Here is a 14983-nt window from a genome sequence, read left to right as displayed (position 1 = left end):
CCGGCTGGCGCATCGTCCAAACCCTGTCGGCGCAAGGCAAAATCTGGGATGCTGCGTGCGGATATCTGTGAGCGGTCGGGTGATGGAAGGCAGCGCGACATGTCGGACAGATGCTGGAGCGGACCCGGCGCAAGCCCGGGTCCGCAAGATCATTCATGTCGACATGGACGCCTTTTATGCCTCGGTGGAGCAGCGCGATAATCCCGAGCTGCGCGGCAAGCCGGTCGCGGTCGGCAGCTCGGCGGCCCGGGGCGTCGTCGCCGCCGCAAGCTACGAGGCCCGCGCCTTCGGCGTACGCTCGGCCCTCCCCTCTGTGACGGCCAAGCGCCGCTGCCCCGAACTGATCTTCGTCACGCCCCGATTCGAGGTCTATCGGGCGGTGTCGGCGCAAATCCGGGAGATCTTCGCCGAGCATACCGATCTCATCGAACCGCTCTCGCTGGACGAGGCCTATCTCGACGTCACCGAGAACAAGCAGAAACTCGGCGTCGCGACCGAGATCGCGACCGTGATCCGGACCCGGATCAAAGAGGTGACGGGGCTCAACGCATCGGCGGGAATTTCCTATTGCAAGTTCCTCGCGAAGATGGCGAGCGACTTGAACAAGCCCAACGGCCAGGCCGTCATCACGCCGGCCATGGGATCCGACTTCGTGGCCAAGCTGCCGGTCAAGAAGTTCCACGGCATCGGTCCGGCGACGGCGGCCAAGATGCAAGGCCTCGGAATCGAGACCGGCGCCGACCTACTCAACAAGACGTTGCCTTTCCTGCAGGAGCATTTCGGCAAGGCGGGCGCCTGGTACTACGCCATCTCGCGGGGGATAGATGATCGCCGGGTCCAGCCGGACCGGCCGCGCAAGTCGATTGGCGCCGAGGATACCTTCGCCACGGACGTGTTCGAGCTGGAACCGGCAAAGGCGAAGTTGGTGACACTGGCCGCCAAGGTCTGGCACTATTGCGAGGAGCGCGGCTTCGCCGGCCGGACTGTGACCTTGAAGGTCAAGTATGCGGACTTCCAGATCATCACGCGCAGTAGAACCGTGCCTGCTCCGATCGGCAGCGAGGAGGAGCTGCGCGAGCTCGCGGACGGACTGCTCGAGGCAACCTTCCCCACCCCGAAAGGCATCCGGCTGCTGGGCGTGACGCTGTCGTCGCTGCTCAGCGGATCGGACGAAGAAAAACCGCAGCTTTCACTATCGCTGTGAGCCTTGGCGCGACCGCTTGATGTGGGGCTCGACGACCTCAGGATCGACGGTAAAAGAGCACGCGGCCGGCGGGGACGAGCTGCAGCAGATAATCGAAATCGGCGATATTGGCCGTGAGTACCGCGAAGCCGAGGTTCTGGGCCTGCAAGAACAGGACGCAATCGTGAAGGGCGCGAAGCCGCGCATCCTTCTGGTAACCCTGCAGCCGGCACAACATGCCCGAAAGCAGCGCGGCCCGCGCCAGCACGTCGGCATCGGGAGTGAAGGTGCGATGTGCCGGCATGGCGTCGAGCAGAACGCCGATCTGCTTGACGACGCCCTTGGTCCGCGGATCGGCGGGATCGAGCACGCCGACCGTGTGCATCAGTTCCTGGATCGCCACCGTCGAATGGTTGGCTGTTCGGACATTCAGGAGCTCGCCAAGGGCGTCGGGAGCCCGGCCCTGCAAGCCATCGATATAGACGCAGGTGTCGAGCAGCAGGCCGTGGCCCGCGCCCGGATGATCTCCGATAAAGGGCAGCTCTGCATCGTCCCGCCGCGACAGGGTGCGGCCGGGATCGAGACGGCCCCATCGAACGGCGGCGTCGAAATCGAAGGCGGCCACCTCAGAAGCCGAGCTTCAGAGACGGATCGACCGTTCCACGCACCTTAGTGAAAGCTTTGCTGAACTCGTCCTCGAGCGCCACATTGGCGAGCGCGAATTCGATGAGATCGGTATCGGTGCTGATCCCTGTCTGCTTCTTCGCCTGTTCCAATAGAGCCGGACTGATGCGCCCGCCGATGCGCGCGCTCTTTTCGCCGAGCAGTCCGGACTTCTCGGCGGCCGACAGCACGGCCTTGCGGCGAGCCGGATCGATCAGCACGAACCTCCCTGTCTTCGCCACGCGGCCGAGCTTTGTCTTGCGACTCTTGATCGGAGAGCCGCTCGTGCCGGCGCGGGCAATCGTGGGCTTGCTGGTCTTTGCCATTTTCGCTGCTCCGATGTTGAACGTTTTTTCTGTTCTGTCCAACATAGCATCTGGGCCGCTGAATTCAAGCCACGTTCGGTACTGCCCGACGCACCGCCACGACGCCCAAGACGGTTCCCTATCAGCCGACATAATCCTCGTGTACCTTTACTTGTCGGCTCCAGATAGGCCGTTCGACTTTTGCAGTTCCGGGGGGAAGAGCATGCGAAAAGAAAAGAACGGCATCAGCGTTCACGCAATAGCGGGCACCCACACTGTTCTGTTCGGAATGGACGCAACCGAAGAGGCGCGACGAGGCCTGCTTGGATTTGCTCTGGGCAAACGCAAGCCTAGCGGCAACATCGCCTGGATGAATGGCTTCAAGGTGTTCGAGGAGACACGTCCGAACCCGGAGCCCGGCACGCTCAAGCCGACCAACGAGCATCCGATCCAGGATTTCCAGTGGTCGGACTACAACGCCGAGCCCGGCGGCGAGGCGGCCGACTATGTCATTCGCCCTCTCTATGGAGCGCCCGCCGAACTGGTGCCGGGCGCTGACATCGAGATGACCGTTGCGACGCTTAACGCGCCGGGGGCGCGCCACCATGTCTATTTCAACCGCGGCACCGTGCCTGGACAGGCCTTCGCCCGGCAGTTCGGCAAACACTTATCCCAGCGACGACGAACAGCGCGACCCGGCCAATGCAAAGGTCAAATGGTTGAGCCGTGGCCTCCTCGAAGCGGCGTTCGATTTTATCGGCCGCGCCAGCGGCCCGGGGTTCGAGCTGAAGGTCGCCGCCTATGAGTTCACCTATTTTCCTTTTCTTGCCGCGCTGGGGGAAGCCGCGTTGCGGGGCGCGAAGGTCAAGATCTGCGTCAACACCGGCGATCGCCGTAGCAATGGCGATATCTACCAAGACGAGACCAGTGTCGGAAACTGGATTGCGATGCTGGATGAAAACCTCAAGAAGCGGCTGGGCAGCACATTGCCCTCGATGGGGAGAAAGGGTTTGACGCTCTATCCTCGGACATGGTGGGCAGGCATCCCGCACAACAAGTTCATGGTGCTCGAGGAAAACGGGCGCCCGGTCGCGGTCTGGACCGGATCGACCAATTTCACGCCTTCAGGGTTTCTCGGGCAATCGAACCTTGCTCACGTGATCGAGGACGAGGGCCTGGCGCGCTCCTACGCCCGCTACTGGGAGACGCTGGCGAGCGACCCGTCGCCGGCGGATCTGAGCGGTTTCAATACGCGCGAGTTTCCCGATCCGAACCCTCTCGCCGCCAGCGAAGCTCGGCCGATCTTCTCCCCTCGCGCGGAGGGAATCCTGGGCTGGTACTCCGGCCAGATGGCGCAGGCCGAAAAGGCTGGGTTCCTGACGGCAGCTTTCGGAATCTCGGAAGAGATCGGTGCGGCCTTCACCGGCGACGGCAACATCCTGCGCTTTGTGGTGGCCGAGAATTCAGGGCGGACCGACAAGGCCAAGGCGATGATGACGGCGATCGAGAAGGACCGCGACAATATCGTCGCGATGGGCGCGCTGCTGGCAGAGAAGAGCATCAAGGCGGGCCTCGAAGGCGAAGCCCTCGACCGTTGGTTCCTGCGCGAAGAACGTCACCGCCGGCAGGGAAATATCTTCTACATCCATACCAAGATGATGATGATCGATCCCTTCGGCCCAAATCCGCGCGTCTTCTCGGGATCGGCCAATTTCTCGTCGGCCTCGGTGACCGACAATGACGAGAACATGCTCCTGCTCTCGGGCGAATGGGCGGCCGAGGTGACGCCGGTGCTGGTCAATGAGTTCATGCGACTGCACCGCCATCTCTATTTCAGGACAACGGCGCTGAAAGTAGCGGGTTCCGGCGGCGGTAGTGCAAGGGAGGCGGCGCTGCTGACGCCGGACGATAGCTGGCAGAAGGATCATTTCCTGCCGGGGCGGCAAAAGCATCGAAAGCGCGAACTCTTCCGATAGGCATCGGAGGTTAATCCCGAACTTCCAGTCCATCCGAAGGATAGCTACGCATACGCCGTGCGTAGCCTCATCGAACGGCGCGACGGACATGTTCGGTCAGCGTCTGCTCGACATCAAAATAGCCGTCCCATGCGTCTGGTCCCTGCGCACGTTTGGCGGCGGCGAAGATGTCGAAGGCGTTTGCGCTATTGAAGCTCGGCAACTCTTCCCAGCTGACCGGAACGGCGCACGCGGCACCGGACCGAGCGCGCGTCGACCACGGACAGATAGCCGTCGCGCCCTGACCGTTGCGAAGATAGTCGAGGAACATGCGCCCCTTGCGCCGCGCCTTGCTCATATTGGCGACGAAGCGCGACGGATCGGTACGGGCGAGTAGCTCGGCAAAATCCTGGCAGAACCCCTTGACCTCTTCCCAGTCCGCCTCGGGGACGAGCGGAACGACGACGTGGATGCCCTTGCCCCCGGACAGGAGGGGCCAGGATTGCAGGCCGAGCGCCTCGAGGACACCTCGGATGTCGAGAGCCGCCTGCTTGACGTCGCCAAATCCGAGCCCTTCGTCGGGATCGATATCAAAGATGATCCGGTGGGGCAGGTCTGGCTGCTGGCGAAGGCTTCCCCAGACGTGGAATTCGAGGACGTTCATCTGGACGCCAGCGATCAACCCGGCCAGGTCTTCCACCCACAGAATACGGCTTTCCTTGCCAGACATCTTCTCAAGATGGCCGTCACGGATGGCTTTGGGCATGCCGGGCAGCTTGTGCTTTTGGAAGAAGGTCTGCTTGAGATCGCCGTCGGTGTCACGCACCAGCGACAGCGGACGGTCCTCGATGTGCGGCAGCATTCTCTCGGCAACCGCGGCGTAGTAGGCTGCAAGGGTCGCCTTGGTGACCTGCGTTCCCGGGTACATGATCTTGTCCGGATGCGTCAGGGTCACCCCAACGCCGCGCGCGATTTCCTTGCCCAAGCCGGAGTCGAGGTTGGCGATCGCCGATGCCGCTGTCGCCTTGGGCACTTCCATCACGACCTGATCAGCTCGCTTGTCCTCGCGCATCCCCTCGAAACTGGGATGCCGCAGACTGCCGTCGGGAGTGACCTCCGAATAGGTGACCTCGGCAACGAGCTCAGGCTTCACCCAGCGGGCTCGCCGAGCGATGTCACGTGGTACGGCGGCGAATGCTGGTTTTTCCAGGCGGCGTTTCTCGAGCTGCGCGAGGATTTTGTCGCGCATTGCCTCGGTGAAGCCGGTACCCACTCGACCTCGATAGACCAGCTTCCCGTTCTCGTACGTGCCGAGGATCAGCGAGGCCATGCCGCGGCCGCTGTCGCTGGGCCGATAGCCGCCGACAACGAATTCCTGCCGCTTCGTGCACTTGATCTTGAGCCAGCTCGAGGTGCGGTCACCGACATACCGGCTGTCGGCGCGCTTGGCGATGACGCCCTCGTGGCCGCCCGCACACATCGTATCGAAGATTTTCTGTCCGTGGTCGGCAATGTGGCTCGAATACTGCAGGGTGTCGTCCGGCTCCCGATCGCCCAAAAGCTCGGCAAGCCGCTCCTTGCGGTCGAGCAACGGCTCGTTCGCCAGATCTTCGCCGTTCAGTTCCAGGAGGTCGAAGGCGTAGAACTTGAGCGGCATGCCGGCGGCAATACCGGTCTTCAGAAGAGAGAAGTTGGTCTTTCCCGCACTGTCGATGGCAACGATCTCGCCGTCGATCAATGCGGAGCCCTCGGTGAGGGACCGAACGGATGGGAGGATGACCTTGAACTGTCGGGTCCAGTCATGGCCGTTGCGGGTGTAGACGACGACCTCCGAACCGGAGATGGCGATCTGGGCCCGATAGCCGTCGAACTTCATTTCGAAGAGCCAGTCAGCGCCTGCCGGAATGTCCTCGGTCAGCGTGCAGAGCTGGAACGGGCGAAAGCGGGGAAGTGGGTATCGAGGGGTAGATTCTGAGTCCCTGCGCGGCGCGCGCTTTTTGCTGAGAGCGGCCTCTACGGCCGGCATGCGGAACTCGAATACATGGTGAGATTCAATCCTCTGCTCCGGGATTTGTTCCTGCGGATGGCTCGAAGGATTGAACCGGAACAGGGCGGACGCGTTGGTGGGCACTGGAACGCTATATTTGGAGGATGCAATGGCCAATACCGGGACCACCCGTGGACGCAGCCAGGACCGCGCAAAGGTCGCGGGCGGGCAGGACCATGAGGTCAAATATGAGGCGGGCAAGACCGGGGCGAGTAAGGCCGAGGTGAAGTCTGCGGTGAAATCGGTCGGCAACAGCCGCAAGAAGGTCGAGGACCAGCTCGGGAAGAAATAGCCGGCCGCGGCACAACCCGTGGTTCGTATCGCCACCTTCAACGTGAATGGTGTCAATGGACGGCTGCAGGTGCTGCTCCGGTGGCTGAACGCCACGCGCTACGACATTGTTTGCCTACAGGAACTCAAGACGTCAGACGAGAAATTCCCGGCCGAGGCTATTCGCGATGCCGGGTATGGGGCGATCTGGCACGGCCAGAAATCCTATAACGGTGTCGCTATTCTCGCCCGGGGCGCAGATCCTGTCGAACGCCGACGTGGGCTGCCGGGCGATCCCGACGACACCCATAGCCGCTATATCGAGGCCGGGATCGGCGTCTTGGTCGTGGGCTGCCTCTACCTGCCAAACGGAAATCCCGCGCCTGGTCCCAAGTTCGACTACAAGCTCAGGTGGTTCGACCGGTTGATCGGCTACGGCCGGCTCCTGCTCAACGAGGGCACGCCGACCGTGCTGTGCGGCGACTATAATGTCGTTCCGACCCCCATCGACGCCGTGGTGCCGCGGCGATGGCTGGGTGATGCCGTCTACTTTCCTGAAAGCCGAGAGGCGTATGCCAGGATGCTGGAGGATGGATGGGTGGATGCGGTTCGGCGCATCCATCCGGAAAAGGGCGTCTATACCTATTGGAACCATGCGTATGGAGGCGGCTACGATCGAAGCTCCGGTCTACGCATGGACCATCTGCTGATCAGCCCTTCGCTGTCGGCAAGGCTCCGCGGCGCCGGTGTAGACGTCGACTCCCGCGGTTGGGAAAAGCCAAGCGATCATGCGCCGGCTTGGATCGAGCTGATGGGGTGAGAATATAGCTCCCTCGTCATCGTGCGCTGTCCGAAATTTGTCGCATTCTTCGGACCGACTGCGGGCGGCACGCGTGCATGTTCTTCGAATCGGCCCGGCCACGATTTCGCGCCCGCCGCACTGGGGAGCTTCGCCATCGCACCGGTACCCAAAATGGTGGATGCCCTTGCCCGCGACCACGAAAACACCACGGTCATGATCTTCGGCGCCGCAACGCGCTTCGACGACATCCTGGCGTCGGCCCGGTAGATCGAGCAACGGCTCAACGCTGGCAGCTGACGGTTCACGACCGGCGACGCCGTCGTTCAAGTGCGCGCGCCGCCTTTCGGGCGACCCTGAGCTCGTCAAGCGTGGGCTGCCACCAGACATCGTCGCTCGCCCGCTTCGATCCCTTACGGGCCGGCCAGGTTTTGACGAGCTCGTCCAATCCGGCCAGGCGCCACCGGCCCCAGACATAGTCGTCAGCCCCCGGGTGGCCTGGATAATGCGTGCGAAGCAGTTCAGGGGCGACCGGCTCACCGTCGCAATCGGTAAAGGCGACGACACCATAGTCGCGCGTCATCACCGGTCGCTCGAAAGGCGGGAGGTTGCCGGCCCGAAGTGGGTAGCGCCGGCGTCGACGTTCCGCGGCGCGAGCCCGTGAGGCCAGTTCTGCGATTGAGCCCCGTCTTTGCGCCGCTCGTTCCTTGCGCGCCGCGGGTTCATTGCGGATGGCAGCAGCTTCGATCTCGGTCCAGCGCCGATGCAGTTCGTCGTAGGAGCGATAGGGCACGGTCCACACGCGCCGCTCTGGGTCCCAGGAAGCAAAGGGCACCTCGCGCATTTCTCTGACGACCGATCGAGAATAGGGAGTTTGAACCTCCAACCGGTCGTCGTGCACCCGCAGGTATTTCGACACGATAGGGGCGAAGACATAGGCGTCTCGACCTCGAGCATCGGCGTGGGTGCTTGTCCCGGCGAGCTCGCGTTCCAGCCAGCGATGGAACCGCTGGGCCGCCATCTTGCCCGGCACAAACCAGGCCTTCAGATCATCGCTCCAGCGAGCGCGAGGAAAACTCTGGCGGAAGCGTTCTACGGTAATACGGTCGTAAGGGAATGACGCCGTCGCGCCTGGAGCATCGGCGTTGGGTTCAGCTTTCTCACCGCTCCTGCCTGCCATGTCATTAACTTCCGACGCCTCCGACGCTGTAGGCGCAGCTCTTGTAACGGGATTAGGCTACCTACTTGGCCCCGGTCACGCCATAGACCTCGCCGTTGATGAAGTTGGTTCCTGAGGTGAGCGGGGCAGCAGCGCGACGCTAGTCAGGGCTTTGAGGGAGATTAATCGTGGAGGACGCGACACGATACGATATCGTCATACCGATTGAACTACATCCCGGTCTCGGGTTCGCCGGAGAGTCGAGCCGGAGTTACGGAGCCGGGCGCGTCAGCTTCAATGGCGAGAAATCATTCCGACTCTGGGAATGGGAGGCTTCTCTCCACCACACGACGTTTCACCGCTATATGATCGTCAGGTGCAATGCATTTGAGAAAGACGCGCGGGCGGCAGCGGCGAAAATACTCTCGGTACTACCATCGGCTTCCCTCTTCCTTGATGCAGGAGTTCGCCCGACGTCTACCGAAATTGTAGTCTCTGGGTGGGATGTGGACCTCACGCTAGTATCGCTATTTCCAACGGGGGCAATGCCGCACACATCCTTGTCCATCTCGAGCGGAGGCGTGCTGGCCGACATCGAAGCGCTTTCTGAAGCTTTCGATGCTTCATTTCCGGTGCGGCCGGGGAGCGACCGCGCCAGGGAAGTGTATGCCGACATCGACTTCGAGGCGAACAGCACGAGCCGGGTCGTTCTTATTGCGACCGTGCTGGAGCTCTTGGCCAGCCGGACGCGGCGCGACGAGTCTGCCCTCACCTTCATTGATCGGTGGTCGGAGGAGGCAAGTTCGGCCCAGAGGGAGGATCTCGTTACCGCGCTCGATCTTATGCGAGAGCAATCCATCACCAGCTCGATCCGGACATTGATGCAGGACTCCTGCGCTCGCGCTGGACTCGATGACGAACAGACGACAGGGATAGTCCGTCGCACGGTCGAGCTGTATCGGCTGCGCAGCAAAATAGTTCATGGAGGGAGAGGGGCTTCACCCCATGAAGTCGCCGAATTCCGTGCGATGGCTAGGATTGCGCTGACTGGCTCGAAAGAGCGAGGCGTATTCAGCGGAGTAATCGAAGGCTTTGCGCTGGACGAAACCATGCGACCGCGAGTGGACTGAACGCGCCAGCTGACTTACCTGGCTAGGCTAGTTGGCGGTCGTGCGGCAAGGATGTGCGCGTCCTAACAACCTATGGCCGCCGGCGGTCTTTTCACGACCATCGGTCCACGGTGATCAACTGCCGTTCGCAGGCGCGCGCTAGAGGACGGCCGATTGCAGCCCCGCCGAGCTTCCTTTCTTGCGTTTCGCGAGTTCTCAACTACTCTGCAACCGACTGATTTCATGGGGCTGCGCCGGGATTTCCGAGACGATCGTCAGCGCTGGGCGGCAGTCTTGGGGGGACGAGTGCATGCCGACTAACAATTGGATCCGGTTCCTGCGGAATTACGGGCCGATCCCCACCAACGACAACATGTACGATGAGACGATTCAGCGGGCTCTCGCCCGGCTGAAGATCGCGCCTATCGAGTTGCCAGCTCCTCACCTTGATTGGCTCGTCGACAATTTCAGATCGAAAGATTGCCTGTCGATTATTCTGACCGGAACAGCCGGTGACGGGAAAACCTACCATTGCCGTCGTGTCTGGCTTGAACTCGGCGGCACGATCGAAGACTGGAATGGCGGCGCCAAAATTCAAAGGCTCCCCTTGGGGGCCCGGCAACTCATAGTCGTCAAGGATCTGAGCGAGCTCCGCGCCGACGAGAGCAAGCCGCTGATCGAGCAGATGGCGTGGGACGTCGCAGATCCGAACTCGCCGCGGGTCTACCTCATGGCCGCCAACCACGGCCAGTTGCTCGAGAAACTCAAAAGCGCCGGTACTGACAAGACTACTACCGCGCTTGTGGCCGTCGTCGAGAACCTCCTGGTCACCGGGCGCGGGGGCAACGACGCCATCAAACTTGATTTGCGGGACCTCAGCCGGTCTGCAGCTGTCGTGATGATCGATCAGGTCATCGATGCCATCACGCAGCACGCAGGTTGGGATGGGTGCCTGGACTGTCCGGCTCATAGTGAGGGCCATTGCCCCATCCGTGAGAACCGCAAGCGCCTTGTCGGCACAAGTGATGACCGCCTTTTCAGAAGGCGGCTCGGCAGCCTTGTCGAGGCAAGCGAACAGAACGGTGGCCACTTCACCATCCGGCAGGCGCTTTCGTTGGTAACGAACATCATTCTAGGGCATCCGGAGGCGAAAGATGGCCTTATGTCCTGCAACGATGTCGGCGCGCTGGCAGCTGCAGGAAGCGCCGAACAGGCCAGCCCCTACCGAAACGTCTTCGGCAGCAACCTGAAGCGAAGCCGTGCCGAAAGGACTGAACCGTTTCGCAAACTGCACCTGTTCGGGATCGGTTCGGAAACCAGCAACAAGGTCGACAACATGCTGGTTTACGGCGCGGACGATCCCGCACTTTTGTCAACCTACACTGCCCTGGTGAAGTCCGATCCGATCTACGGCGAGACGCCGACCTACAAGCGCGCGCAACAATCCTACCTGGAAGGCGATGACCCCGGCGCGGCTACGCGTTTTCTCACGCTCCTGCAGGGGCAGCGTCAACGCTTGTTCTTCACCATCGGCGAAGAGCTCGCGGAAAGCTTGGACCTGTGGGATCTGACGGTGTTCCGTTATGCCGGTCTTTATCTGGAGACCGCCCGCGCTCTCGCCGAGAAGCGTCCGCTGCCCAGAAACGTGATGCCCATGCTCATTCGTGGGCTCAATCGTGTGTTCACTGGCATGCTCATTCAGAACCAAGACGACCTGGTGCTGGCAAGTGCGGGAAGCCAATCGCAGTCGAGAACCAGCCCTTTACTCGAAGAATTCGTCTCGGTGGCACGCCGCGGCGGGGAGGAAGTCTCGCTCGTGAGCGACAAAAAGGGCGGGATGCAATTGGTGGTCAAGCTGTCGCGGGACGACCCGCCCCCTGTCTCGCTTCAGCTATCGACGACCCGGTTTGAATTTCTTGGACGCGTGGCCGAGGGCGCCCTTCCCTCAAGCTTCTCACTCGAGTGCCATGAGGATTTCCTCGCCTTCAAGGCCAGACTGCTCAGCGCCGTAGAACGACGGCGGGTTCTCGACGGCGATGACCGCGCCACCGACATCGTCCTGAAGTTCATCGATCTCAACCTCGACGGCAGAGCCTCGTCGCGCAGTGTGACGGTGAGGATCTAGAGATGGAGATTCTGCCACGCCCGGTCGGGCATGAGGATCGAACTGGCCCGGCGTTTTGGGTGGACGAAGCCATCTGGGGGCATCGCCTTCACGACGAACAGAGTCCCTGGCTCATCCTTCTCGAATTTCTTGGCGTGCTCAGGTCGGAAAGTCTCGCCGGCCGAGCGTTGACGGAAGTCGAGTTCAACAAGCTCAGCTATCGACCGCAGACGCAGCTGCGGTTGCGAAACGTCATATTCAACAATCCATACCTGTTGACCATCGGCGCGGAACGTCTTTCTGACGACGCCGCCTGGGCAAAATGGCTCGAGCTCATGCAGCAGAATGCCGGGGGCTTGGACGACCGGGACTTCAGCTATTTGCGCCACCGCTTCGACTCGTTTGAGGACTTTTCCGCGGTCGTCGGTTTCCTGCAATCCTCCGCGATTGAAGGGACGAGCAATAAACGCTGGAGTTCTAAGTTTGTTTTCCCGTTCGGGCCGAACGCGCTTTACGAGGATGCGGCGGTAACAGCCTCGGGCGTTTCCACGGACAGGCGGTTCTTTGCCCGCACCGGGGAAGTCCTCTACCTGATGCTCTCCCGCGCGAAGCGGGCCGCCGATCTCAGGGACCGTCTGGTCGGAAAGCTGTTCGAGCAGCCGACGGTGTATGATCGCCTGGTCGGGGCGCTGCAGGGTGAGGCGCAACTGGCCGAGAACGACCGGCCCGGGTCCTACCTTCCGTGCTCGGCGCACCCGATTTTCGATCAAATGGCCGAAGACTGGATCGCGATTCTAGACAGCCCGATCTCGGTGTTCGACGCTCTGCCGCACCTGGTCACGATCACTGGACTGAACCTCATCCGGTACCAGCTGGAGCGGGCGCGTGAACTGCTCGACGCTGTTCCCATTACGATGGTGTGCGAGATTGTATCGCCGCGGAAGACGGTCGTGCGCGACCTCGCGGCCGATTCGTTCCAAGCCAATAACGCGCTGCCAGGGCTGGCCATCGAGCACTATATCCGCAGTGCAGAAAACTCGCACGACTGGCAGGCAGCCCTCGCTTCCGACGACGCGCTGCTCAGCGCGGCGGAAGTTCTAGCCCGACAGTTTGATTGGCCGGACCCCGATGAGCTTTCCAGCGATCTGACGAACCCTGGCGTGTTGCTCGACGAGTTGGTGAGCCGAGCAAAGATTCGGCACGCACAGCATGTTGGAAAGGTCCATTCCACTTGGGCCCGCCAGATCGGCCTCAGTTCCCGGCGGTCGAGCCGGCGTGTCCGGTACGCACCGACTGACCGCCTGCTCAAGACGCTTGTGGTGTGCTGCGTACCCGAGCGCTTGGAGTTCAAGGATTTCCTGCGAGAACTCAACGACCGGTACGGCTTGGTCATCGGAGATCATCAGGCGGCAAGCATCATCGGGGCTGGCAAAGCCGACCAAGAGGATTTTTCCGACAATGCCCGCCGACTGGAGGAGCGCCTCATCAGCCTTGGATTGCTCAATCGCCTGTCGGACTCTGCTGCTTATGTCGAAAACCCGTTTCGCCGCGAGGTGAGGGCATGAACGCGCTCGATCTTGTCGGCGCCGCGGGCGCCGCGGCTCTCGACGAACGCTTGCAGGGCCTCGGGCCAGACAGCGGCACTGCCCGCTTCATGCTTGACAGGCTGACCGGCCCGCAAGTTGCGGCAATCGTCAATCGTTTGGTGGCAGATCCCTCGATCCAAACGCGCGTGAAAATAGCAGTGCCGCGCACGTTGGTGGAAGGCCAAGGCCTGCCGGAAGCCGTGATCACGGACGATAGAACCGTGGCTTTGCGGCATGCTGAGTGTGACCGGCCCGCGCTCCTGATTGCCAACACCGACGACGATCAAGGTGCTTCACTTCACGATGTGGCGCTGATTGGCGCCAAGGAGCTGAAGGAAGGAGCAGCCTACTGGGTCGCTCCGGCTGCCGAAGGTTTGGGACTTCCTCCGGACCATGTGGATGCCTGGCAAGTGGCTTTGAAAGCCCTGGCCAGCGTCGACGACTGGCCTCTCGCACAGCTCAGCACCTACGTCGCGATGACGCGAGAGGCTATCCAGACGATGTCGCTGCCCATCGCCGACGCGCTCGGCTGGGCGCTGCCGGCGCTGCACCTGCCTCGGGACAGTGGATACTTTCGCTCGCAGCGCCCCAAGGATCTTCAACAGCAGAATCGCTGGCGCAGGCTTTACGACAAGCTGATCAGCGACCGTCGGCCGCTGCTCTCGAAACAGCGGCCAAATCGACAGCCGATCGAATCCGAAGAACTGCAGGACCAGTTCGAAACCGTTCGAGACGAGATCGCCACCCATTTGCACTCGGTCATCGAGGCGTTCATCGCAGCACCCCCGGGTTGGCGCGACGAAACCGAGAAGCTTGCCGAGCTGGAATGGGAGCAGGACAATGTCTTGCTCGTCTTCTCAGGGCTCAGGCTAAAAAAGCTGAAGCTCCCCGAGGAGACGATCCAGTTTTTTGACTATGATCGCCCCGACCGACTGAGCGATGCCGATAAGGCATATCTGAACGATCTCAAAGGTCGATCGCTCAAGGAGGCGAGGGAGGACGACCGCGACTTCTTCGAGGCGCATCGGGAAGATTTCGCCGACAATCGCCAGCTACGGGCGAAATGGGAGAAGTTCATCTACGGGCGCCCGATCGAATGCACCGATCTGCTCGATGGATTGGTCCGAAGCATCGAGCGCTTGTTCGGCCAACTCGGCACCTTGAAGCTGCCGCGCCGCATCGATATTCGATCCTCGCGGCGGACGAAGACGCAATGGCTCGACATGAATGCCGACGTCGCTCGCGTTTTCAGCCTCAAATACAAAGCCTTGCGGGACCTGCTGCCAGAGGCGGTGATCTGGGATACGCCGCATATCTTCGAATTTGAACCGCTACTCGAAGCCGCGCGGAAACGCCGAAAATTCCGAGAGAACGTTTCTACCTCGCGGGTCAACATTCAGATCAAGTTCGATCTCACGCTGACGGTGGGGAGCGGGGCGGCAGCAGAGAAGAACGTCGTCCAGCTGATCTGGAGAGGAGAGCCGGACTCTATTGGCCTTGCCTTGCCCGACGATCTTGCGCGTCTGGAGAAAAACCCCTTCGGTATCGCTGAAGTGTCCCGCATGCTGGTCAGCAAAAAGGGCGCGATGCAATCAGTGTCGCTCGCTGATGTGGGCACGCTCCAACCATCGTTCAGGCAGGACGCGGGTTCGTTGGTTCCGCGAGCCACCAACGTTGACGACTTGGGGAAGTTGTTGCCCAGGGCCATCAAGGCGGCCGTCGCCGGCGGCCGCATCGCACCGCCCGAGGGCGCCGATCTGGGCGAGGCATGGACTTCTTTCGCTGCCGCCTATGCGGCCGCCG

At 61.7% G+C, this 14983-nt stretch carries 13 protein-coding genes; 9 read left to right on the top strand and 4 right to left on the bottom strand.

Annotated features, from left to right (window positions below):
• Positions 1-82: 82 nt before the first annotated feature.
• On the top strand, positions 83-1204 hold the full coding sequence (dinB, locus tag FJ434_RS20505; RefSeq protein ID WP_140751040.1) for a DNA polymerase IV: 1122 nt from the start codon (positions 83-85) through the stop codon (positions 1202-1204).
• A 37-nt stretch (positions 1205-1241) separates the two neighbouring features.
• On the opposite strand, the gene FJ434_RS20500 is transcribed toward dinB, so the two are convergent.
• On the bottom strand, positions 1242-1808 hold the full coding sequence (locus FJ434_RS20500) for a DNA-binding protein (protein WP_140750973.1): 567 nt from the start codon (positions 1806-1808) through the stop codon (positions 1242-1244).
• Position 1809: 1 nt separating this feature from the next.
• Positions 1810-2172, bottom strand: coding sequence for a hypothetical protein (locus tag FJ434_RS30310; protein ID WP_246678351.1), 363 nt, complete (start codon positions 2170-2172; stop codon positions 1810-1812).
• Between the two features lie 202 nt (positions 2173-2374).
• Between FJ434_RS30310 and FJ434_RS29885 the strand changes: the two genes are divergently transcribed.
• Positions 2375-2956: a hypothetical protein gene (locus tag FJ434_RS29885; protein ID WP_181166042.1), complete on the top strand. Its 582-nt coding sequence runs from the start codon at positions 2375-2377 to the stop codon at positions 2954-2956.
• Entirely contained in the window at positions 2871-4127 is a 1257-nt protein-coding gene (locus FJ434_RS20490) for a phospholipase D-like domain-containing protein (RefSeq protein WP_181166041.1), read from the top strand. The genes FJ434_RS29885 and FJ434_RS20490 overlap by 86 nt, the downstream gene beginning before the upstream one ends.
• A gap of 67 nt (positions 4128-4194) precedes the next feature.
• On the opposite strand, the gene ligD is transcribed toward FJ434_RS20490, so the two are convergent.
• On the bottom strand, positions 4195-6270 hold the full coding sequence (gene ligD / locus FJ434_RS20485; RefSeq protein WP_246678350.1) for a DNA ligase D: 2076 nt from the start codon (positions 6268-6270) through the stop codon (positions 4195-4197).
• Between ligD and FJ434_RS20480 the strand changes: the two genes are divergently transcribed.
• On the top strand, positions 6263-6445 hold the full coding sequence (locus FJ434_RS20480; protein ID WP_140750968.1) for a DUF3606 domain-containing protein: 183 nt from the start codon (positions 6263-6265) through the stop codon (positions 6443-6445). The genes ligD and FJ434_RS20480 overlap by 8 nt on opposite strands.
• Before the next feature lie 18 nt (positions 6446-6463).
• Positions 6464-7243 (top strand): exodeoxyribonuclease III, encoded by a 780-nt coding sequence (gene xth, locus FJ434_RS20475; RefSeq protein ID WP_140750966.1) that lies wholly within the window; start codon positions 6464-6466, stop codon positions 7241-7243.
• Positions 7244-7526: 283 nt separating this feature from the next.
• Here the strand turns inward: xth and FJ434_RS20470 are convergent, their stop codons facing one another.
• Positions 7527-8402, bottom strand: coding sequence for a hypothetical protein (locus FJ434_RS20470; RefSeq protein WP_140750964.1), 876 nt, complete (start codon positions 8400-8402; stop codon positions 7527-7529).
• 560 nt (positions 8403-8962) lie between these two features.
• On the opposite strand from FJ434_RS20470, the gene FJ434_RS20465 reads away from it, so the two are divergent.
• From FJ434_RS20465 to FJ434_RS20450, 4 genes are all read left to right on the top strand, one after another.
• Positions 8963-9511, top strand: coding sequence for a hypothetical protein (locus FJ434_RS20465; RefSeq protein ID WP_140750962.1), 549 nt, complete (start codon positions 8963-8965; stop codon positions 9509-9511).
• 289 nt (positions 9512-9800) lie between these two features.
• Positions 9801-11615, top strand: a complete 1815-nt coding sequence (locus tag FJ434_RS20460) for a hypothetical protein (protein ID WP_210242186.1) — start codon at positions 9801-9803, stop codon at positions 11613-11615.
• A 2-nt stretch (positions 11616-11617) separates the two neighbouring features.
• Positions 11618-13159: a hypothetical protein gene (locus FJ434_RS20455; RefSeq protein ID WP_140750960.1), complete on the top strand. Its 1542-nt coding sequence runs from the start codon at positions 11618-11620 to the stop codon at positions 13157-13159.
• On the top strand, positions 13156-14983 hold a 1828-nt coding region (locus FJ434_RS20450), incomplete at its 3' end, for a hypothetical protein (protein WP_210242301.1). The genes FJ434_RS20455 and FJ434_RS20450, both read left to right, overlap by 4 nt.

It is taken from the genome of Mesorhizobium sp. B2-5-13 (genome assembly GCF_006440535.1).
Classification (GTDB): Bacteria; Pseudomonadota; Alphaproteobacteria; order Rhizobiales; family Rhizobiaceae; genus Mesorhizobium; species Mesorhizobium salmacidum.
The sequence above is the reverse complement of the archived record's forward strand: the minus strand, read 5'-3'. Positions and strand labels throughout refer to the sequence as shown.

Bases quoted from the DNA above. Each gene is read 5' to 3' on its own strand.
- FJ434_RS20470 (WP_140750964.1), bottom strand. From the start codon at position 8,402: ATGGCAGGCAGGAGCGGTGAGAAAGCTGAACCCAACGCCGATGCTCCA.
- FJ434_RS20460 (WP_210242186.1), top strand. From the start codon at position 9,801: ATGCCGACTAACAATTGGATCCGGTTCCTGCGGAATTACGGGCCGATC.
- dinB (WP_140751040.1), top strand. From the start codon at position 83: ATGGAAGGCAGCGCGACATGTCGGACAGATGCTGGAGCGGACCCGGCG.
- FJ434_RS29885 (WP_181166042.1), top strand. From the start codon at position 2,375: ATGCGAAAAGAAAAGAACGGCATCAGCGTTCACGCAATAGCGGGCACC.
- FJ434_RS30310 (WP_246678351.1), bottom strand. From the start codon at position 2,172: ATGGCAAAGACCAGCAAGCCCACGATTGCCCGCGCCGGCACGAGCGGC.
- FJ434_RS20455 (WP_140750960.1), top strand. From the start codon at position 11,618: ATGGAGATTCTGCCACGCCCGGTCGGGCATGAGGATCGAACTGGCCCG.
- FJ434_RS20480 (WP_140750968.1), top strand. From the start codon at position 6,263: ATGGCCAATACCGGGACCACCCGTGGACGCAGCCAGGACCGCGCAAAG.